The 20,366-nt window shown below is 66.2% G+C and carries 16 protein-coding genes; all 16 read left to right on the forward strand.

The genetic code is table 11. The annotated features are described in order from the left end of the window. Nucleotides 1-47 precede the first annotated feature (47 nt). The 16 genes from secE to tuf all read left to right on the forward strand — a co-directional run bounded on the left by secE (nt 48) and on the right by tuf (nt 20,214). Nucleotides 48-335, forward strand: a complete 288-nt coding sequence (gene secE, locus AB0L89_RS23515; protein ID WP_055698210.1) for a preprotein translocase subunit SecE — start codon at nt 48-50, stop codon at nt 333-335. Between the two features lie 77 nt (nt 336-412). Then, nucleotides 413-1,270, forward strand: coding sequence for a transcription termination/antitermination protein NusG (gene nusG / locus AB0L89_RS23520; protein ID WP_365144019.1), 858 nt, complete (start codon nt 413-415; stop codon nt 1,268-1,270). A gap of 167 nt (nt 1,271-1,437) precedes the next feature. After that, the gene (gene rplK, locus AB0L89_RS23525; RefSeq protein WP_055698212.1) at nt 1,438-1,872 is read left to right on the forward strand and encodes a 50S ribosomal protein L11; all 435 of its coding nucleotides are present in this window, start codon (nt 1,438-1,440) and stop codon (nt 1,870-1,872) included. Between the two features lie 88 nt (nt 1,873-1,960). After that, on the forward strand, nt 1,961-2,683 hold the full coding sequence (gene rplA / locus AB0L89_RS23530; protein ID WP_055698213.1) for a 50S ribosomal protein L1: 723 nt from the start codon (nt 1,961-1,963) through the stop codon (nt 2,681-2,683). Between the two features lie 160 nt (nt 2,684-2,843). Further along, on the forward strand, nt 2,844-3,746 hold the full coding sequence (locus AB0L89_RS23535; RefSeq protein ID WP_365144023.1) for a hypothetical protein: 903 nt from the start codon (nt 2,844-2,846) through the stop codon (nt 3,744-3,746). Nucleotides 3,747-3,837: 91 nt separating this feature from the next. Then, entirely contained in the window at nt 3,838-4,809 is a 972-nt protein-coding gene (locus tag AB0L89_RS23540) for a hypothetical protein (RefSeq protein ID WP_365144026.1), read from the forward strand. A 372-nt stretch (nt 4,810-5,181) separates the two neighbouring features. Then, nucleotides 5,182-5,712, forward strand: coding sequence for a 50S ribosomal protein L10 (rplJ, locus tag AB0L89_RS23545; protein WP_055698216.1), 531 nt, complete (start codon nt 5,182-5,184; stop codon nt 5,710-5,712). Nucleotides 5,713-5,823: 111 nt separating this feature from the next. Beyond that, a complete protein-coding gene (gene rplL / locus AB0L89_RS23550; RefSeq protein WP_365144029.1) occupies nt 5,824-6,210 on the forward strand; it encodes a 50S ribosomal protein L7/L12 in 387 nt (128 codons plus the stop codon). A 585-nt stretch (nt 6,211-6,795) separates the two neighbouring features. After that, nucleotides 6,796-10,281 carry a DNA-directed RNA polymerase subunit beta gene (gene rpoB / locus AB0L89_RS23555; RefSeq protein WP_365144032.1) on the forward strand — a complete coding sequence of 1,162 codons (3,486 nt, stop codon included), beginning with the start codon at nt 6,796-6,798 and terminating at the stop codon, nt 10,279-10,281. 96 nt (nt 10,282-10,377) lie between these two features. Continuing rightward, nucleotides 10,378-14,277, forward strand: a complete 3,900-nt coding sequence (locus tag AB0L89_RS23560; protein ID WP_055698218.1) for a DNA-directed RNA polymerase subunit beta' — start codon at nt 10,378-10,380, stop codon at nt 14,275-14,277. A 135-nt stretch (nt 14,278-14,412) separates the two neighbouring features. Continuing rightward, nucleotides 14,413-15,171 (forward strand): hypothetical protein, encoded by a 759-nt coding sequence (locus tag AB0L89_RS23565; protein WP_365144035.1) that lies wholly within the window; start codon nt 14,413-14,415, stop codon nt 15,169-15,171. Nucleotides 15,172-15,182: 11 nt separating this feature from the next. Continuing rightward, nucleotides 15,183-15,599 (forward strand): hypothetical protein, encoded by a 417-nt coding sequence (locus AB0L89_RS23570; protein ID WP_365144037.1) that lies wholly within the window; start codon nt 15,183-15,185, stop codon nt 15,597-15,599. A gap of 266 nt (nt 15,600-15,865) precedes the next feature. Next, nucleotides 15,866-16,237 carry a 30S ribosomal protein S12 gene (rpsL, locus tag AB0L89_RS23575; RefSeq protein ID WP_003948652.1) on the forward strand — a complete coding sequence of 124 codons (372 nt, stop codon included), beginning with the start codon at nt 15,866-15,868 and terminating at the stop codon, nt 16,235-16,237. 2 nt (nt 16,238-16,239) lie between these two features. Then, nucleotides 16,240-16,710 (forward strand): 30S ribosomal protein S7, encoded by a 471-nt coding sequence (gene rpsG, locus AB0L89_RS23580; RefSeq protein ID WP_003974303.1) that lies wholly within the window; start codon nt 16,240-16,242, stop codon nt 16,708-16,710. A 39-nt stretch (nt 16,711-16,749) separates the two neighbouring features. Further along, entirely contained in the window at nt 16,750-18,876 is a 2,127-nt protein-coding gene (gene fusA, locus AB0L89_RS23585) for an elongation factor G (RefSeq protein WP_365144041.1), read from the forward strand. 144 nt (nt 18,877-19,020) lie between these two features. Continuing rightward, a complete protein-coding gene (gene tuf / locus AB0L89_RS23590) occupies nt 19,021-20,214 on the forward strand; it encodes an elongation factor Tu (protein ID WP_365144045.1) in 1,194 nt (397 codons plus the stop codon). Nucleotides 20,215-20,366: the final 152 nt, after the last annotated feature.

A 20,366-nucleotide genomic window follows, 5' to 3' on the forward strand; every position in this document is an offset into this window, starting at 1 on the left:
CTCAACCGGGCGCGGCACGGCCACGACCCGGAATCAGGTGAGGACGCGTGACGGACGCCGTGGGCTCCATCGACATGCCTGATGCCCAGGACGAGGCGCCGGACTCCAAGAAGAAGGCCCGCAAGGGCGGCAAGCGCGGCAAGAAGGGCCCCTTCGGCCGTCTCGCGCTCTTCTACCGGCAGATCATCGCGGAGCTCCGCAAGGTCGTCTGGCCGACTCGCAGTCAGCTCACCACCTACACCACAGTGGTGATCGTCTTCGTTGTCATCATGATCGGCCTCGTGACCGTGATTGACTATGGCTTCAGCCACGCTGTCAAGTACATCTTCGGCTGAGCCGAGAGCGAAGGGCGCCGTTCCCGGCGCCCCTATTCGCGTGTTCCACCCCATGTATCCAGGAAGAAGCAGCCACCGTGTCTGACCCGAACCTGAACGACGCCATCGAGTCGGCGGAGTCCGTGGAGGACCAGATCGACATCGTCGAGGCGGCGGACGCCGAGGAGCCGGATCAGGCCGAAGCTGCCGACGCCGCCGCCGGCGAGCCCGCCGAAGAGGCCGCCATCCACCTGGAGGGCGACGCCGAGGCGGTCGTCGAGTCCGAGGAGGACGAGGAAGCCGTCGCCGAGGTCACCGACGAGGAGGAGGCCGAGCCGGTCGACCCGATCGTCGCCCTCCGCGAGGAACTCCGCACCCTCCCTGGCGAGTGGTACGTCATCCACACCTACGCCGGTTACGAGAACCGCGTGAAGACCAACCTCGAGCAGCGTGCCGTCTCGCTGAACGTCGAGGACTTCATCTTCCAGGCCGAGGTGCCGCAGGAAGAGGTCGCGCAGATCAAGAACGGCGAGCGCAAGACCATCCGTCAGAACAAGCTCCCCGGCTACGTGCTGGTGCGCATGGACCTGACGAACGAGTCCTGGGGCGTCGTCCGCAACACCCCCGGCGTCACCGGCTTCGTGGGCAACGCCTACGACCCGTACCCGCTGACCCTGGACGAGATCGTCAAGATGCTCGCCCCGGAGGCCGAGGAGAAGGCCGCCCGCGAGGCCGCCGAGGCCGAGGGCAAGCCCGCTCCGCAGCGCAAGGTCGAGGTCCAGGTCCTGGACTTCGAGGTGGGCGACTCGGTCACCGTCACCGACGGCCCGTTCGCGACGCTGCAGGCGACGATCAACGAGATCAACGCCGACTCGAAGAAGGTCAAGGGCCTCGTCGAGATCTTCGGTCGCGAGACCCCGGTCGAGCTCAGCTTCGACCAGATCCAGAAGAACTAGCTTCCGCTGGAACATACGCCTCCGACCAGGTCAGACGGGCTGCCAAAGCCGGTCTGACCTGCTCGGTTTTTAGCTGCGCGACGATACCCGTTATCTTTGTGCGGTATGCCTCCATCCGGATGACCGGATGGTCGGCTGAAAACTCTCACTAGGACCCGGAGAGAGCAATGCCTCCCAAGAAGAAGAAGGTCACGGGGCTGATCAAGCTCCAGATCCAGGCTGGTGCCGCCAACCCGGCCCCGCCGGTCGGTCCCGCGCTGGGCCAGCACGGCGTCAACATCATGGAGTTCTGCAAGGCCTACAACGCCGCGACCGAGTCGCAGCGTGGCTGGGTGATCCCGGTGGAGATCACGGTCTACGAAGACCGCTCCTTCACCTTCGTCACCAAGACGCCGCCGGCCGCCAAGATGATCCTCAAGGCCGCTGGTGTCGAGAAGGGCTCCGGCGAGCCCCACAAGACCAAGGTCGCCAAGGTCACCGAGGCGCAGATCCGCGAGATCGCGCAGACCAAGATGGAAGACCTCAACGCCAACGACCTGGACGCCGCGTCGAAGATCATCGCCGGCACCGCCCGTTCCATGGGCATCACGGTCGAGGGCTGAGCCTCCTCCCCGTCTGACCTTTCTCAGTGGTAGGGCCAAGCGCTGGCCCGCACCACGACTCCATACCTGAACCACACCAGGAGCAGAAGTGAAGCGCAGCAAGACTCTCCGCGCTGCGGACGCCAAGATCGACCGGGAGAAGCTGTACGCCCCGCTCGAGGCCGTCCGTCTCGCCAAGGAGACCTCCGCGACCAAGTTCGACGGCACCGTCGAGGTCGCCATGCGTCTGGGCGTCGACCCGCGCAAGGCCGACCAGATGGTCCGTGGCACCGTGAACCTCCCGCACGGCACCGGCAAGACCGCCCGGGTCCTGGTCTTCGCGACCGGTGACCGTGCTGCGGCCGCGGAAGCCGCTGGGGCCGACATCGTCGGCGCCGACGAGCTCATCGACGAGGTCGCCAAGGGTCGCCTGGACTTCGACGCCGTCGTCGCCACCCCGGACCTCATGGGCAAGGTCGGCCGCCTCGGCCGCGTGCTCGGTCCGCGTGGTCTGATGCCGAACCCGAAGACCGGCACCGTTACCCCCGACGTCGTGAAGGCTGTCAACGACATCAAGGGCGGCAAGATCGAGTTCCGCGTCGACAAGCACTCGAACCTGCACTTCATCATCGGCAAGGTGTCCTTCGACGACACCAAGCTGGTGGAGAACTACGCCGCGGCCCTGGAGGAGATCCTCCGTCTGAAGCCGTCGGCCGCCAAGGGTCGTTACATCAAGAAGGCCGCCATCACCACCACGATGGGCCCCGGCATTCCGCTGGACTCGAACCGCACCCGCAACCTCCTCGTCGAGGAGGACCCGGCCGCCGTCTGAATCTGACGGCAGCCGCGTCGCGTACGCGTTCTGTGGACGGGCCCCGCAACCTTTCGAGGTGCGGGGCCCGTCCTGTTTGTACAGGGGGCTTTGGGGACAGGGCTGTCAGCGGCCTGCGCTAGCGTGCAGGCTCACCACGAATGCCAAGGGGTGGGACTAGATGAACAGCACGACCATGCGCCGCGCCGGTCTCTCGATAGCGGTGGCCGCCGCGCTCACGGGCGTCGCGGCCTGCGGTTCGGGCGGCTCGGGAGGCTCCTCCGACAAGGCGGACGGGGGCAACGACAAGGGCGGCATCAGCGTCAGCCCGATCGCCGCGCTGCGGAGCGTCGAGAAGACGACCGACCAGGCCGACACCGCCCGGGTCGACGGCACGACCACCATGGGCACGCAGTCGACCATGGACATGAAGGGCGTCATGGGCTGGAAGGACGGCATCACGGGCAACGTGACGGTCACCTTCACCGGCGGTACGCAGGCCGAGCAGATGAAGCAGCTCGGCCAGTCGAAGATCGACTACCGCTATCTGAAGAACGGCTTCTACGCCAACATGGGCGACACGTTCGCCGCCCAGGCCGGCGGCGGCAAGCACTGGCTCGCGTACGACTACGACACGCTGGCCGAGATGAGCGGCGCCGCGGGTCAGGCGTTCAAGGACCAGATGCAGAACACCACCCCGAACCAGTCGGTGAAGATGCTGCTGGCCTCCGGTGACGTGAAGCGCGTGGGGCAGGAGGAGGTCCGCGGCACCAAGGCGACCCACTACTCCGGCAAGGTCGACGTCGCGGACTTCACGGCCAAGAGCGCGAACCTCGACGAGGACCAACTCGCCGAGCTGAAGAAGCAGTTCGAGCAGACCGGCATGACCACCGAGTCGATCGACATCTGGGTCGACGACGACGACCTGCTGGTCAAGAAGGTCGAGAAGGCCGACACCAAGAACGGCGCCTTCGAGCAGACGGCCCACTACAGCGACTACGGCACGCGGCTGGACGTCCAGAAGCCCCCGGCCTCGGACACCATGAGTTTCAAGGACCTCATGAACAAGCAGCCCGCCGCCTAGCCCGCGAAGAACCCGCAGGCCGGCTCCCTCACCCCTCAGGTACCCTCGGCACTCAGAAATGTGTCGATCATGTGTTCCTAGGGGTGGGGTCATGACTGTTGATGTAATGCGCGGACGCGCGGGACGCCGGCGCGCGGTGGGTGCCGTGCTCACCACCGCGGTGCTCTGTACCGGTGCGGTCGCCTGCGGTGGCGACGACAAGGCCGACAAGGGGGCGGGGGACTCGGCCAAGACCCAGTCCCGTTCGCAGGTCACCGAGGTCATCACGGCCGCGTACAAGAAGACCTCGGCCGCCAAGTCGGCCAAGGTCGAGATGACGATGTCGATGCCGGCCGCGATGGACGGCGGCGGTGACATGAAGATGTCCGGCGTCATGGGCTGGGACCCGACGGTCATGGACGTGACCATGACGGGCTCGGCGCTCACCGAGGGCGACCCGAACGCCCCGGAGAAGGTCCGCATGCTCTGGCGCGACAACGTGATGTACATGGACATGGGCGCCGCCGCGGCCAAGGACATGGACGGCAAGCGCTGGATGAAGATGGACCTCAACGCCATCGCCGAGCAGGCGGGCGACGAGAAGATGGCGAAGCAGATGACCAGCGGCCTGGACAGCATGAACCAGGACCCGGCGGCGCAGCTCGCGATGCTCCTGGAGTCGCCGAACCTGAAGCACGTCGGCCCCGCGAAGGTCGACGGCGTCCAGACCCAGCGCTACAAGGGCCGTCTCTCCGTCAAGGAGATGATGAACACGAACAAGAACCTCGACGACCTGCTCAGCAAGAGCGAGCGCGAGAAGCTGTTCAAGAACATCGAGAAGAGCGGCATCAAGGGCTACGACACCGAGGTCTGGGTCAACGAGGACGACCTGCCCGTCCGCATGGACGTCGACATCAAGAGCCCCGAGGGCACGATGAAGATGTCGCAGACCTTCTCCGACTACGGCGCCGCCGCGAAGGTGACCGCCCCGCCGGCCGGTCAGACCTTCGACCTGATGGAGATGTTCAAGGAGATCGGCAAGGCCGGTGCGGGTTCCGGCGCCGGTTCGGACAGCGGCTTCTGAGCGGCCTCCTGACCGCCTCCTGAGCGACTTCCCGGCGTCTCTCCGCCGGGGCCTCCGGGCCGCCCTCCCGGCGGCCCTCCGGGCAGCCGTCGACCGCCCTTCCGGCGGCCTCCTGACCGGATTTGCTTGACGCGGACTCGTTCGCGTACTCTTCCACAGAAGCCAAAGACCGCTGGTCGTTGCTGTGCGTTCGAAAGAGCGTACGGTGGCCGAAGGATCCGTTGAATTGCGGACGACCCGCGCAGGTGACTGTGGAAGTGCTCCCGGATTCCGTCCGGTCGAGCTCACGCCCCGTGCGCCTGCGCCGGGGCGTTTCGTTTTCCCAGCCTCCTTTTGAGCGGTCCTCATCACCCGGAAGGAGGCCGACGCTCTATGCCGACGCCCGACAAGGCTGCCGCGGTAGCCGAGCTCACGGACAAGTTCCGCAGCTCGAACGCCGCCGTGCTGACCGAGTACCGGGGTCTCACCGTGGCCCAGCTGAAGCAGCTGCGCCGCTCCCTCGGTGAGAACTCCGAGTACGCCGTGGTGAAGAACACGCTGACCAAGATCGCGGCCAACGAGGCCGGGATCAACACGCTGGACGACCTCTTCACGGGTCCGACGGCGGTCGCCTTCGTCACCGGTGACCCGGTGGAGTCGGCGAAGGGTCTTCGTGACTTCGCCAAGGAGAACCCGAACCTCGTCATCAAGGGCGGTGTCCTTGACGGCAAGGCGCTGTCCGCCGACGAGATCAAGAAGCTTGCGGACCTCGAGTCCCGCGAGGTTCTGCTCAGCAAGCTGGCCGGCGCGTTCAAGGGCAAGCAGTCGCAGGCTGCCTCTGTCTTCCAGGCGCTGCCGTCGAAGTTCGTCCGCACCGCGGAGGCGCTTCGTGCCAAGCAGGCCGAGCAGGGCGGTGCCGAGTAACTCGGCTCGCGCATTGACCACCGCCGCGTAGGCGGAGGTCGTAGCGGGCCGAACGTACGCCCGCCTCACATGTACATCCGGCACCAGCCGAATTAGTGGAAGGACGCCACCATGGCGAAGCTGTCCCAGGACGACCTGCTCGCGCAGTTCGAGGAGATGACCCTCATCGAGCTCTCCGAGTTCGTGAAGGCCTTCGAGGAGAAGTTCGACGTCACCGCCGCCGCTGCCGCGCCGGTCGTCGTCGCCGGTGGTGCCGCTGGCGGCGCCGCCGAGGCCGTCGAGGAGAAGGACGAGTTCGACGTCATCCTCACCGGCGCTGGCGACAAGAAGATCCAGGTCATCAAGGTCGTGCGTGAGCTGACCTCCCTGGGCCTGAAGGAGGCCAAGGACCTCGTCGACGGCACCCCGAAGCCGGTCCTCGAGAAGGTCGCCAAGGACGCCGCGGAGAAGGCCGCCGAGGCCCTCAAGGGCGCCGGCGCCTCCGTCGAGGTCAAGTGACTTCACGAGTCGTCCGACTCTTTTCACCCGTCGTAGCGGAAACGCTGTAACGAACGGGTCGCCTAGGGCGATCACCCATGTGGGTGGTCGCCTTTCGGCGTTCCCGGGGGCTCTCGTGGCGGGTGCCTTGCGCTGTCGGTCGCGGCGAGTATGGTGATCTTCGTTGTGCCTCCGGACGGCCCGTGACGGTGACGATCTCGGGGCCTCGTCGGGGCCCGGTCGGGGCAGGGGGGCCTTGACGAACCGCACGCAGCGCGCAATTCTCAGGACGCGTCGTCACAACGATCCGCATCCGAGGCATGGATCGGCGGCGAAGAGGGCAGTATCGATGTGCATCGAGGGCGTGGCTTGCAGCAGGGGTTGAGAACAACGAGGGTCTCCCAGAACCCGCACTGGACATCAGTGGGCCAACTGGCTACACTGACCCTTTGCGCTGCCTGTTAGCTGCCTCCTGCCCGTCACCAGGGGCATGCCCATGCTTCAGCACTGTGGACCGAAACTTCCCTGACCAGGGATTTCTGTCTCTGTGTCCAGCCTGGGACCGGTACGCGCGTAGTGAGTCCGAGCCCTCGGAAGGACCCCCTCTTGGCCGCCTCGCGCACTGCCTCGACCGCGAATACGAACAACGGCGCAAGCACCGCCCCGCTGCGCATCTCCTTTGCAAAGATCAAGGAGCCCCTCGAGGTTCCGAACCTTCTTGCGCTGCAGACCGAGAGCTTTGACTGGCTGCTCGGCAATGACGCCTGGAAGGCTCGTGTCGAGGCGGCTCTGGACAGCGGACAGAACGTCCCCACCAAGTCCGGTCTGGAAGAGATCTTCGAGGAGATCTCGCCGATCGAGGACTTCTCCGGGTCGATGTCCCTGACGTTCCGCGACCACCGCTTCGAGCCTCCGAAGAACTCGATCGACGAGTGCAAGGAGCGCGACTTCACGTACGCCGCCCCGCTCTTCGTCACCGCCGAGTTCACCAACAACGAGACCGGCGAGATCAAGTCCCAGACGGTCTTCATGGGCGACTTCCCGCTCATGACGAACAAGGGCACCTTCGTCATCAACGGCACCGAGCGTGTCGTCGTGTCGCAGCTCGTCCGTTCGCCCGGTGTCTACTTCGACTCCTCCATCGACAAGACGTCCGACAAGGACATCTTCTCGGCCAAGGTCATCCCGTCCCGCGGTGCCTGGCTGGAGATGGAGATCGACAAGCGCGACATGGTCGGTGTGCGCATCGACCGCAAGCGCAAGCAGTCCGTCACCGTCCTCCTCAAGGCCCTCGGTTGGACGACCGAGCAGATCCTGGAGGAGTTCGGCGAGTACGAGTCCATGCGCGCCACCCTGGAGAAGGACCACACCCAGGGTCAGGACGACGCGCTGCTCGACATCTACCGCAAGCTGCGCCCGGGCGAGCCCCCGACCCGTGAGGCCGCGCAGACGCTGCTCGAGAACCTGTACTTCAACCCGAAGCGCTACGACCTCGCGAAGGTCGGCCGCTACAAGGTCAACAAGAAGCTCGGCGCCGACGAGCCGCTGGACGCGGGTGTCCTCACCACGGACGACATCATCGCGACCATCAAGTACCTGGTGAAGCTGCACGCCGGTGAGACCGAGACGGTCGGCGAGTCCGGCCGCACGATCATGGTCGAGACCGACGACATCGACCACTTCGGCAACCGCCGTATCCGTAACGTCGGTGAGCTGATCCAGAACCAGGTCCGTACGGGTCTCGCCCGTATGGAGCGCGTCGTGCGCGAGCGCATGACCACCCAGGACGTCGAGGCGATCACGCCGCAGACCCTGATCAACATCCGCCCTGTGGTGGCGTCGATCAAGGAGTTCTTCGGTACGTCGCAGCTGTCCCAGTTCATGGACCAGAACAACCCGCTGTCGGGGCTGACGCACAAGCGTCGTCTGAACGCCCTCGGCCCGGGTGGTCTCTCCCGTGAGCGGGCCGGCTTCGAGGTCCGAGACGTGCACCCGTCCCACTACGGCCGCATGTGCCCGATCGAGACGCCCGAAGGCCCGAACATCGGTCTGATCGGTTCGCTCGCCTCGTACGGCCGCATCAACGCGTTCGGCTTCATCGAGACGCCGTACCGCAAGGTCACCGACGGTGTCGTCGGCGACGACGTCGACTACCTGACCGCCGACGAGGAAGACCACTTCGTCATCGCGCAGGCCAACGCGCCGCTGACCGACGAGCTCCGGTTCGCCGAGGCCCGCGTGCTGGTCCGCCGCCGTGGCGGCGAGGTCGACTACGTCCCCGGTGACGACGTCGACTACATGGACGTCTCGCCGCGCCAGATGGTGTCGGTCGCGACCGCCATGATCCCGTTCCTCGAGCACGACGACGCCAACCGTGCCCTCATGGGCGCGAACATGATGCGCCAGTCCGTGCCGCTCATCAAGGCCGAGGCGCCGCTCGTCGGCACCGGCATGGAGTACCGCTGCGCCACCGACGCCGGTGACGTGATCAAGGCCGAGAAGGCGGGTGTGGTCCAGGAGGTCTCCGCGGACTACGTCACCGTCACGAACGACGACGGCACGTACACCACGTACCGCATCGCCAAGTTCTCCCGGTCGAACCAGGGCACCTCCGTCAACCAGAAGGTCGTCGTCGACGAGGGCGCCCGCGTGATCGAGGGCCAGGTCCTGGCCGACGGTCCCGCGACCGAAGAGGGCGAGATGGCCCTCGGCAAGAACCTGCTCGTGGCGTTCATGCCGTGGGAGGGTCACAACTACGAGGACGCGATCATCCTGTCGCAGCGCCTCGTGCAGGACGACGTCCTCTCCTCGATCCACATCGAGGAGCACGAGGTCGACGCCCGTGACACCAAGCTCGGCCCCGAGGAGATCACCCGGGACATCCCGAACGTCTCCGAGGAGGTCCTCGCCGACCTCGACGAGCGCGGCATCATCCGCATCGGCGCCGAGGTCATCGCCGGCGACATCCTCGTCGGCAAGGTCACGCCCAAGGGTGAGACCGAGCTGACCCCGGAGGAGCGTCTGCTCCGCGCGATCTTCGGTGAGAAGGCGCGCGAGGTCCGTGACACCTCCCTGAAGGTGCCGCACGGCGAGACCGGCAAGGTCATCGGCGTCCGCGTCTTCGACCGTGAAGAGGGCGACGAGCTGCCGCCGGGCGTGAACCAGCTGGTTCGTGTCTACGTGGCGCAGAAGCGCAAGATCACGGACGGTGACAAGCTCGCCGGCCGTCACGGCAACAAGGGCGTCATCTCGAAGATCCTTCCGATCGAGGACATGCCGTTCCTCGAGGACGGAACTCCGGTCGACATCATCCTCAACCCGCTGGGTGTGCCGTCCCGAATGAACCCGGGACAGGTCCTGGAGATCCACCTCGGCTGGCTCGCCAGCCGCGGCTGGGACGTCTCCGGCCTCGCGGACGAGTGGGCGCAGCGCCTGCAGGCCATCGGTGCCGACCAGGTCGCCCCGGGCACGAACGTCGCCACCCCCGTCTTCGACGGTGCGCGTGAGGACGAGCTCGCCGGTCTGCTGCAGCACACGATCCCGAACCGCGACGGCGAGCGCATGGTGCTTCCGTCCGGCAAGGCGCAGCTGTTCGACGGCCGCTCCGGCGAGCCGTTCCCGGACCCGATCTCGGTCGGGTACATGTACATCCTGAAGCTGCACCACCTGGTCGACGACAAGCTGCACGCCCGCTCGACCGGTCCGTACTCGATGATCACCCAGCAGCCGCTGGGTGGTAAGGCTCAGTTCGGTGGTCAGCGCTTCGGTGAGATGGAGGTGTGGGCGCTGGAGGCATACGGCGCCGCGTACGCCCTCCAGGAGCTGCTGACGATCAAGTCCGACGACGTGACCGGCCGCGTGAAGGTCTACGAGGCCATCGTCAAGGGCGAGAACATCCCCGAGCCCGGCATTCCCGAGTCCTTCAAGGTGCTCATCAAGGAAATGCAGTCCCTGTGCCTCAACGTGGAGGTGCTGTCCTCGGACGGCATGTCCATCGAGATGCGCGACACCGACGAGGACGTCTTCCGCGCGGCGGAGGAGCTCGGCATCGACCTGTCCCGGCGCGAGCCGAGCAGCGTCGAAGAGGTCTGACGGGTCTGGCCGGGATCTCCCCGCGAGATCCCGGCCCCGCCCCGGACCCCGTACAGACCATGATTGAGACACGACCCTGAGAGGGATTGACGCATAGTGCTCGACGTCAACTTCTTCGACGAGCTCCGGATCGGCCTGGCCACCGCGGACGACATCCGTCAGTGGAGCCACGGCGAGGTCAAGAAGCCCGAGACCATCAACTACCGCACCCTCAAGCCCGAGAAGGACGGACTCTTCTGCGAGAAGATCTTCGGTCCGACCCGGGACTGGGAGTGCTACTGCGGCAAGTACAAGCGCGTCCGCTTCAAGGGCATCATCTGTGAGCGCTGTGGCGTCGAGGTCACGCGCGCCAAGGTGCGCCGTGAGCGGATGGGCCACATCGAGCTGGCCGCTCCCGTCACGCACATCTGGTACTTCAAGGGCGTCCCGTCGCGCCTGGGCTACCTCCTCGACCTGGCGCCGAAGGACCTCGAGAAGGTCATCTACTTCGCCGCGTACATGATCACGTTCGTGGACGAGGAGCGCCGTACGCGCGACCTGCCGTCCCTGGAGGCGCACGTCTCCGTCGAGCGTCAGCAGATCGAGAACCGCCGCGACTCGGACCTCGAGGCCCGCGCCAAGAAGCTCGAGACCGACCTGGCCGAGCTCGAGGCCGAGGGTGCCAAGGCCGACGTGCGCCGCAAGGTGCGCGAGGGCGCCGAGCGCGAGATGAAGCAGCTGCGCGACCGCGCCCAGCGCGAGATCGACCGTCTCGACGAGGTGTGGAACCGCTTCAAGAACCTCAAGGTCCAGGACCTCGAGGGCGACGAGCTGCTCTACCGCGAGCTGCGTGACCGCTTCGGCACGTACTTCGACGGCTCCATGGGTGCCGCTGCCCTGCAGAAGCGCCTGGAGACCTTCGACCTCGACGAGGAGGCCGAGCGCCTCCGCGAGATCATCCGTACCGGCAAGGGCCAGAAGAAGACCCGTGCGCTCAAGCGCCTCAAGGTCGTCTCCGCGTTCCTGCAGACCAGCAACAGCCCCAAGGGCATGGTGCTCGACTGCGTGCCGGTCATCCCGCCGGACCTGCGTCCGATGGTGCAGCTGGACGGTGGCCGCTTCGCGACCTCCGACCTGAACGACCTGTACCGCCGCGTGATCAACCGCAACAACCGCCTGAAGCGCCTTCTCGACCTCGGTGCCCCCGAGATCATCGTGAACAACGAGAAGCGCATGCTCCAGGAGGCGGTCGACGCCCTCTTCGACAACGGCCGTCGTGGCCGCCCGGTGACGGGCCCCGGCAACCGTCCGCTGAAGTCCCTCAGCGACATGCTGAAGGGTAAGCAGGGTCGATTCCGTCAGAACCTGCTCGGTAAGCGTGTGGACTACTCCGCGCGTTCCGTGATCGTCGTCGGTCCGCAGCTGAAGCTGCACCAGTGTGGTCTGCCCAAGGCCATGGCGCTGGAGCTCTTCAAGCCGTTCGTGATGAAGCGCCTGGTCGACCTGAACCACGCGCAGAACATCAAGAGCGCCAAGCGGATGGTCGAGCGCGGCCGCACGGTCGTGTACGACGTCCTCGAAGAGGTCATCGCCGAGCACCCGGTTCTGCTGAACCGTGCGCCCACGCTGCACCGCCTCGGCATCCAGGCCTTCGAGCCGCAGCTGGTCGAGGGCAAGGCCATCCAGATCCACCCGCTCGTCTGCACCGCGTTCAACGCGGACTTCGACGGTGACCAGATGGCCGTCCACCTGCCGCTCTCCGCGGAGGCGCAGGCCGAGGCCCGCATCCTGATGCTGTCCTCGAACAACATCCTCAAGCCCGCCGACGGCCGTCCGGTGACGATGCCGACCCAGGACATGGTCCTCGGTCTGTTCTTCCTCACCACCGACGGTGAGCTCCGTGACACCAAGGGCGAGGGCCGCGCGTTCGGTTCCGTCGCCGAGGCGATCATGGCGTTCGACGCCGGCGAGCTGGCGCTCCAGTCGACCGTCGACATCCGCTTCCCGGTGGGCACCATCCCGCCGCGCGGCTGGACCCCGCCGGTCGCCGAGGAGGGCGAGCAGGAGTACCAGCAGGGCGACAGCTTCCGGCTGCGTACGTCCCTGGGCCGCGCGCTCTTCAACGAGCTGCTGCCCGAGGACTACCCGTTCGTCGACTACTCGGTCGGCAAGAAGCAGCTCTCCGAGATCGTCAACGACCTCGCCGAGCGCTACCCCAAGGTCATCGTGGCGGCGACGCTCGACAACCTGAAGGCGGCGGGCTTCTACTGGGCGACCCGTTCCGGCGTCACCGTGGCCATCTCCGACGTCGTGGTCCCCGAGGCCAAGAAGGAGATCGTCGCGGGCTACGAGGCCCAGGACGAGAAGGTCCAGAAGCAGTACGAGCGCGGTCTGATCACCAAGGACGAGCGCACGCAGGAGCTCATCGCGATCTGGACCAAGGCGACCAACGAGGTCGCCGAGGCGATGAACGCGAACTTCCCCAAGACGAACCCCATCTTCATGATGGTTGACTCGGGTGCCCGAGGAAACATGATGCAGATGCGTCAGATCGCCGGTATGCGTGGTCTGGTGTCGAACGCGAAGAACGAGACCATCCCGCGTCCGATCAAGGCCTCGTTCCGCGAGGGCCTCTCCGTGCTCGAGTACTTCATCTCGACGCACGGTGCCCGTAAGGGTCTTGCGGACACCGCCCTTCGTACCGCCGACTCCGGTTACCTCACCCGTCGTCTGGTCGACGTCTCCCAGGACGTCATCATTCGCGAGGAGGACTGTGGCACCGAGCGCGGTCTGAAGCTGAAGATCGCGGTCCGTGGCGAGGACGGCGTGCTCCGCAAGACGGAGGACGTCGAGACGTCCGTGTACGCCCGCATGCTGGCCGAGGACGTCGTCATCGACGGCAAGGTCATCGCGCCGGCCAACGTCGACCTCGGTGACGTGCTCATCGACGCCCTGGTCGCCAACGGCGTCGAGGAGGTCAAGACCCGCTCGGTCCTGACCTGTGAGTCCGCGGTCGGCACCTGTGCCTTCTGCTACGGCCGTTCGCTCGCCACCGGCAAGCTGGTCGACATCGGTGAGGCGGTCGGCATCATCGCCGCCCAGTCCATCGGTGAGCCCGGTACCCAGCTGACGATGCGTACCTTCCACACCGGTGGTGTGGCCGGTGACGACATCACCCAGGGTCTGCCTCGTGTCGTCGAGCTCTTCGAGGCTCGTACGCCGAAGGGTGTCGCCCCGATCTCCGAGGCCGCGGGCCGTGTCCGCATCGAGGAGACCGAGAAGACCAAGAAGATCGTCGTCACCCCGGACGACGGCAGCGACGAGACGGCGTTCCCGATCTCGAAGCGTGCCAAGGTCCTGGTGCGCGAGGGTGACCACGTCGAGGTGGGCCAGAAGCTCACCTTCGGTGCCACCAACCCGCACGACGTGCTGCGGATCCTCGGTCAGCGCGCGGTCCAGGTCCACCTGGTCGGCGAGGTCCAGAAGGTCTACAACTCGCAGGGTGTGTCGATCCACGACAAGCACATCGAGATCATCATCCGGCAGATGCTGCGCCGCGTGACGATCATCGAGTCCGGCGACGCGGAGCTGCTGCCGGGCGAGCTCGTCGAGCGCTCGAAGTTCGAGACCGAGAACCGTCGGGTCGTGACGGAAGGCGGCCACCCGGCCTCCGGCCGTCCGCAGCTGATGGGTATCACCAAGGCCTCGCTGGCGACGGAGTCCTGGCTGTCGGCCGCCTCCTTCCAGGAGACGACCCGAGTTCTGACGGACGCGGCGATCAACGCCAAGTCCGACAGCCTCATCGGCCTCAAGGAGAACGTCATCATCGGTAAGCTCATCCCGGCCGGTACGGGTCTGTCCCGCTACCGCAACATCCGGGTCGAGCCGACCGAGGAGGCCAAGGCCGCGATGTACTCGGCCGTCGGCTACGACGACATCGACTACTCCCCGTTCGGCACGGGCTCCGGCCAGGCCGTTCCGCTGGAGGACTACGACTACGGGCCTTACAACCAGTAAGGCTTAGAGGTTCTGTTGAAGGGCGCTTATCCCGTGGGTGGGGTGGGCGCCCTTCGGCGTTGTGGTGGCTAGGATGCGTGGCGGCGTCGCGCTGGACCAAGTCCCGCGCACCACAGGGGAGTTGGGGGTAGGGGTGTGGAGACGGCTCGGCTGTCCTTCGGTCTGGCGGCCGCGGTTCTGATCCCGTTGGGCCTCGCGTGGCAGGGCCCGCGCCCCTGGGGGACGGTCCTCTTCACGTCGGTCTACGGGCTCTACGCGGCAGCGCCGTACGTCGGCGAGGACAGGGCGTGGCTGGCGCTGGCGGTGGCCGTCCTGCTGTCTCTGGGAGGCGTGCTGTGGAAGCACCCCGCGGGCCTGCCGGAGCCTGGCGTCACCGTGACGATGCCTCTGATGGTGGGGCGGCTGGCCCGTACGCGGCGGGCGAGCGTCGCGGCCCTCGTGGTGGCCGCGGCCCTCGCGGCGTGGTCCGCCGGTGCGACGGTGGCACCCCTCTCCAAGGACCTGTTCCTCAGTGACAAGGTGACCGTCTTCCTTTCGGCCGCACTCATTTCCGTATTCGGGGGAGGGGCCCTGGCCAAGGCGGCTACCGGGCCCGTGCGCGGGGAGATCCTGGCGCTGCCGGACAGTCCGGAGCGCAGGGCGGCCGTGGAATTCATGAGCGCGGGCCGGGCGATCGGACTGTTGGAACGAGGACTTCTCTTCGCGTTCCTCGCCGCGGGCCGGCCGGAGGCCGCGGCCCTGGTGCTTGCGGCGAAGTCGTTGGCCCGTGTCCCTACGAACGATCACGGCAAACACGCGTCCGAGTACTTCCTCATCGGTACGCTGGCCAGTGTCATCGCCTCGCTGGCGATGAGCATGGCTGCTCGCTCAGCGGTCGGGCTGCCCGTCCTTTAGGAGACGCCGCCGTGGAGCTGAGAAGGCACCCTCTGGTCCGGAAGCTGCTGTCCCTGGACCTGCCGACCGCGGACTACGTCGTGGCGGGCAGTGGCGCGCTGCTGGCACACGGCATCAGGGACCGGATCGGCGATCTGGACGTCGTCGCGCGGGGTGCCGCATGGAAGATCGCCGCCGGGCTGGCCGAGCCGGTCACGGCGCCCTCCGGGCACGGCCGCATGGTGCTGCTCTGCGACGGGGACATCGAGGTCTTCGACCAGTGGCTGCCGGGCACGCCGGGGCCGGACGAGTTGATCGCGGGCGCGGAGTGGGTCTCCGGCATCCCGTTCTGCCCGCTGTCGCAGATCCTCGTCTGGAAAGAGCGCTCGCTCCGGCCGAAGGACCAGGCGGACGTCGAATTGATCAAGGACTTTCTGCGGCGGTGCTGATCGGCGCAGATGTCCGGCGTGTCGCGCCCCACCGCATTTGTTTTGACCGAACTCGATGAGGTAGGTACGCTCAGACCTTGTGCCTGGGGTGTGCCTGGGCTCGCGCGCGTGTCCTCAACCGCAGCGGGAGTCCGAGAACGGCCGCCGTAATCTGCGCTTCTTTCCGTCTTGCGGCGGGAGTCTGCAGCATTCGACACACCCGACCGCGTGGGTCGGCAACGTTCCAGGTTAGCTTTACTATTCGGCACACAGAAACCGGAGAAGTAGTGCCTACGATCCAGCAGCTGGTCCGCAAGGGCCGGCAGGACAAGGTCGAGAAGAACAAGACGCCCGCACTCGAGGGTTCGCCCCAGCGCCGTGGCGTCTGCACGCGTGTGTTCACGACCACCCCGAAGAAGCCGAACTCGGCCCTCCGTAAGGTCGCGCGTGTGCGTCTGACCTCCGGGATCGAGGTCACGGCCTACATTCCGGGTGAGGGACACAACCTGCAGGAGCACTCCATCGTGCTCGTGCGTGGTGGCCGTGTGAAGGACCTGCCTGGTGTTCGCTACAAGATCATCCGCGGTTCGCTCGACACCCAGGGTGTCAAGAACCGCAAGCAGGCCCGCAGCCGCTACGGCGCCAAGAAGGAGAAGTAAGAATGCCTCGTAAGGGCCCCGCCCCGAAGCGCCCGGTCATCATCGACCCGGTCTACGGTTCTCCTCTGGTGACCTCCCTCATCAACAAGGTGCTGCTGAACGGCAAGCGCTCCACCGCCGAGCGCATCGTGTACGGCGCCATGGAGGGCCTGCGCGAGAAGACCGGCAACGACCCGGTCATCACGCTGAAGCGCGCGCTGGAGAACATCAAGCCGACCCTCGAGGTCAAGTCCCGCCGCGTCGGTGGTGCGACCTACCAGGTTCCGATCGAGGTCAAGCCCGGTCGTGCCAACACGCTGGCCCTGCGCTGGCTGGTCGGTTACTCCCGCGCCCGTCGCGAGAAGACCATGACCGAGCGTCTGCTCAACGAGCTCCTCGACGCCTCCAACGGCCTGGGTGCCGCTGTGAAGAAGCGCGAGGACACGCACAAGATGGCCGAGTCCAACAAGGCCTTCGCGCACTACCGCTGGTAGTCGCTACCCACATCGAGACCGAGAGAAGACTGAGCCAACATGGCTACCACTTCACTTGACCTGGCCAAGGTGCGCAACATCGGCATCATGGCCCACATCGACGCGGGCAAGACGACGACCACCGAGCGGATCCTGTTCTACACCGGTGTCTCGTACAAGATCGGTGAGGTCCACGACGGCGCTGCCACGATGGACTGGATGGAGCAGGAGCAGGAGCGTGGCATCACGATCACCTCTGCTGCCACCACCTGTCACTGGCCGCTGAACGATGTCGACCACACGATCAACATCATTGACACCCCCGGGCACGTCGACTTCACGGTCGAGGTGGAGCGTTCGCTCCGCGTGCTCGACGGTGCTGTCACGGTGTTCGACGGCGTCGCCGGCGTTGAGCCCCAGTCCGAGACCGTGTGGCGTCAGGCGGACCGTTACGGCGTTCCGCGCATCTGCTTCGTCAACAAGCTCGACCGCACGGGTGCCGAGTTCCACCGCTGCGTCGACATGATCGTCGACCGCCTCGGTGCGACCCCGATCGTCATGCAGCTGCCCATCGGCGCGGAGGCTGACTTCAAGGGCGTCGTCGACCTCGTCACGATGAAGGCCTTCGTCTGGTCCGCAGAGACCAAGATGGGCGAGGCCTACGACATCGTCGACATCCCGGACACGCACACCGAGGCTGCCGACGAGTACCGCGGCAAGCTCCTCGAGGCCGTGGCCGAGAACGACGAGCAGATGATGGAGCTGTACCTCGAGGGCCAGGAGCCCACCGAGGAGCAGCTGTACGCGGCGATCCGTCGCATCACCATCGCCTCGGGCAAGGGCGGCGACACCACCGTCACCCCCGTCTTCTGCGGCACCGCGTTCAAGAACAAGGGCGTCCAGCCCCTGCTCGACGCCGTCGTGCGCTACCTCCCCTCCCCCCTGGACGTCGAGGCCATCGAGGGCCACGGCGTGAAGGACCCGGAGGAGGTCGTCAAGCGCAAGCCGTCCGACGACGAGCCGCTGTCGGCCCTCGCGTTCAAGATCGCGAGCGACCCGCACCTCGGCAAGCTCACCTTCGTCCGGATCTACTCCGGTCGCCTGGACTCCGGCACCGCGGTGCTGAACTCCGTCAAGGGCAAGAAGGAGCGCATCGGCAAGATCTACCGCATGCACGCGAACAAGCGTGAGGAGATCGAGTCGGTGGGCGCCGGTGACATCGTCGCCGTCATGGGTCTGAAGCAGACCACCACGGGTGAGACGCTCTGTGACGACAAGCAGCCGGTGATCCTGGAGTCCATGGACTTCCCGGCGCCGGTCATCCAGGTCGCCATCGAGCCGAAGTCCAAGGGCGACCAGGAGAAGCTGGGTGTCGCCATCCAGCGTCTCTCGGAGGAGGACCCCTCCTTCCAGGTCCACTCGGACGAGGAGACCGGCCAGACCATCATCGGTGGTATGGGCGAGCTTCACCTCGAGGTGCTCGTCGACCGCATGAAGCGCGAGTTCCGCGTCGAGGCGAACGTCGGCAAGCCGCAGGTCGCGTACCGCGAGACGATCCGTCGGGCCGTCGAGCGCGTGGACTACACCCACAAGAAGCAGACCGGTGGTACTGGTCAGTTCGCCAAGGTGCAGATCGCGATCGAGCCGATCACGGACGGCGACGCGTCGTACGAGTTCGTGAACAAGGTCACCGGTGGCCGCATCCCGCGGGAGTACATCCCGTCGGTGGACGCGGGTGCGCAGGAGGCCATGCAGTTCGGCATCCTGGCGGGCTACGAGATGACGGGCGTCCGCGTCACGCTTCTCGACGGTGCCTACCACGAGGTCGACTCCTCCGAGCTCGCCTTCAAGATCGCCGGTTCGCAGGCCTTCAAGGAGGCCGCGCGGCAGGCCAAGCCCGTGCTGCTCGAGCCGATGATGGCCGTCGAGGTCACCACGCCCGAGGACTACATGGGCGACGTCATCGGCGACATCAACTCCCGCCGTGGCCAGATCCAGGCCATGGAGGAGCGCAGTGGCGCCCGCGTCGTGAAGGGCCTCGTGCCCCTCTCGGAGATGTTCGGCTACGTCGGAGACCTCCGCAGCAAGACGTCGGGTCGCGCAAGCTACTCGATGCAGTTCGACTCCTACGCCGAGGTTCCGCGGAACGTCGCCGAGGAGATCATCGCGAAGGCCAAGGGCGAGTAACTCACCCGAGTTCACGCTTTAGGCTTGACACCATCCGTCGGGGTTCGACCCCAAGAGGCGAGAACCCCGGCGGCTGGCTTCCCAGCAAAGATCACCTGGCGCCGATGAAGCAAGGCGTACAGAACCACTCCACAGGAGGACCCAGTGGCGAAGGCGAAGTTCGAGCGGACTAAGCCGCACGTCAACATCGGCACCATCGGTCACATTGACCACGGTAAGACGACCCTCACGGCCGCCATTACCAAGGTGCTGCACGACGCGTACCCCGACCTGAACGAGGCCTCGGCCTTCGACCAGATCGACAAGGCTCCCGAGGAGCGCCAGCGCGGTATCACGATCTCGATCGCGCACGTCGAGTACCAGACCGAGGGCCGTCACTACGCGCACGTCGACTGCCCCGGTCACGCGGACTACATCAAGAACATGATCACGGGTGCCGCGCAGATGGACGGCGCCATCCTCGTGGTCGCCGCCACCGACGGCCCGATGCCGCAGACCAAGGAGCACGTGCTCCTGGCCCGCCAGGTCGGCGTTCCGTACATCGTCGTCGCCCTGAACAAGGCCGACATGGTGGACGACGAGGAGATCCTGGAGCTCGTCGAGCTCGAGGTCCGCGAGCTCCTCTCCGAGTACGAGTTCCCGGGCGACGACGTTCCGGTCGTCAAGGTCTCCGCTCTGAAGGCCCTCGAGGGCGACAAGGAGTGGGGCAACTCGGTCCTCGAGCTCATGAAGGCCGTGGACGAGTCCATCCCGGAGCCCGAGCGCGACGTCGACAAGCCGTTCCTGATGCCGATCGAGGACGTCTTCACGATCACCGGTCGTGGCACCGTCGTCACCGGTCGTATCGAGCGCGGTATCCTCAAGGTCAACGAGACCGTCGACATCATCGGCATCAAGACCGAGAAGACCACCACCACGGTCACCGGCATCGAGATGTTCCGCAAGCTGCTCGACGAGGGCCAGGCCGGTGAGAACGTCGGTCTGCTCCTCCGTGGCATCAAGCGCGAGGACGTCGAGCGCGGCCAGGTCATCATCAAGCCCGGTTCGGTCACGCCGCACACCGAGTTCGAGGCCCAGGCCTACATCCTGTCGAAGGACGAGGGTGGCCGTCACACCCCGTTCTTCAACAACTACCGCCCGCAGTTCTACTTCCGCACCACGGACGTGACCGGCGTCGTGACCCTCCCCGAGGGCACCGAGATGGTCATGCCGGGCGACAACACCGAGATGACCGTCGAGCTCATCCAGCCCGTCGCCATGGAAGAGGGCCTGAAGTTCGCCATCCGTGAGGGTGGCCGGACCGTCGGCGCCGGCCAGGTCACCAAGATCAACAAGTAAGTTCGCTTGCTTGCGGATCGGGGAGACCCGGTCGCTCTGAACTGAGCGCAGCGAAGAGCCCCGTTCACCTCTGGGTGAGCGGGGCTCTTTGCGTACGCGATCCCGGCCGTGGCAGCTTGACAGTTCGCCCCGATTGGCCTTCGGCATCCCAC

Origin of the sequence: Streptomyces sp. NPDC052114, from assembly GCF_040680155.1 — a bacterium.
GTDB lineage: Bacteria > Actinomycetota > Actinomycetes > Streptomycetales > Streptomycetaceae > Streptomyces.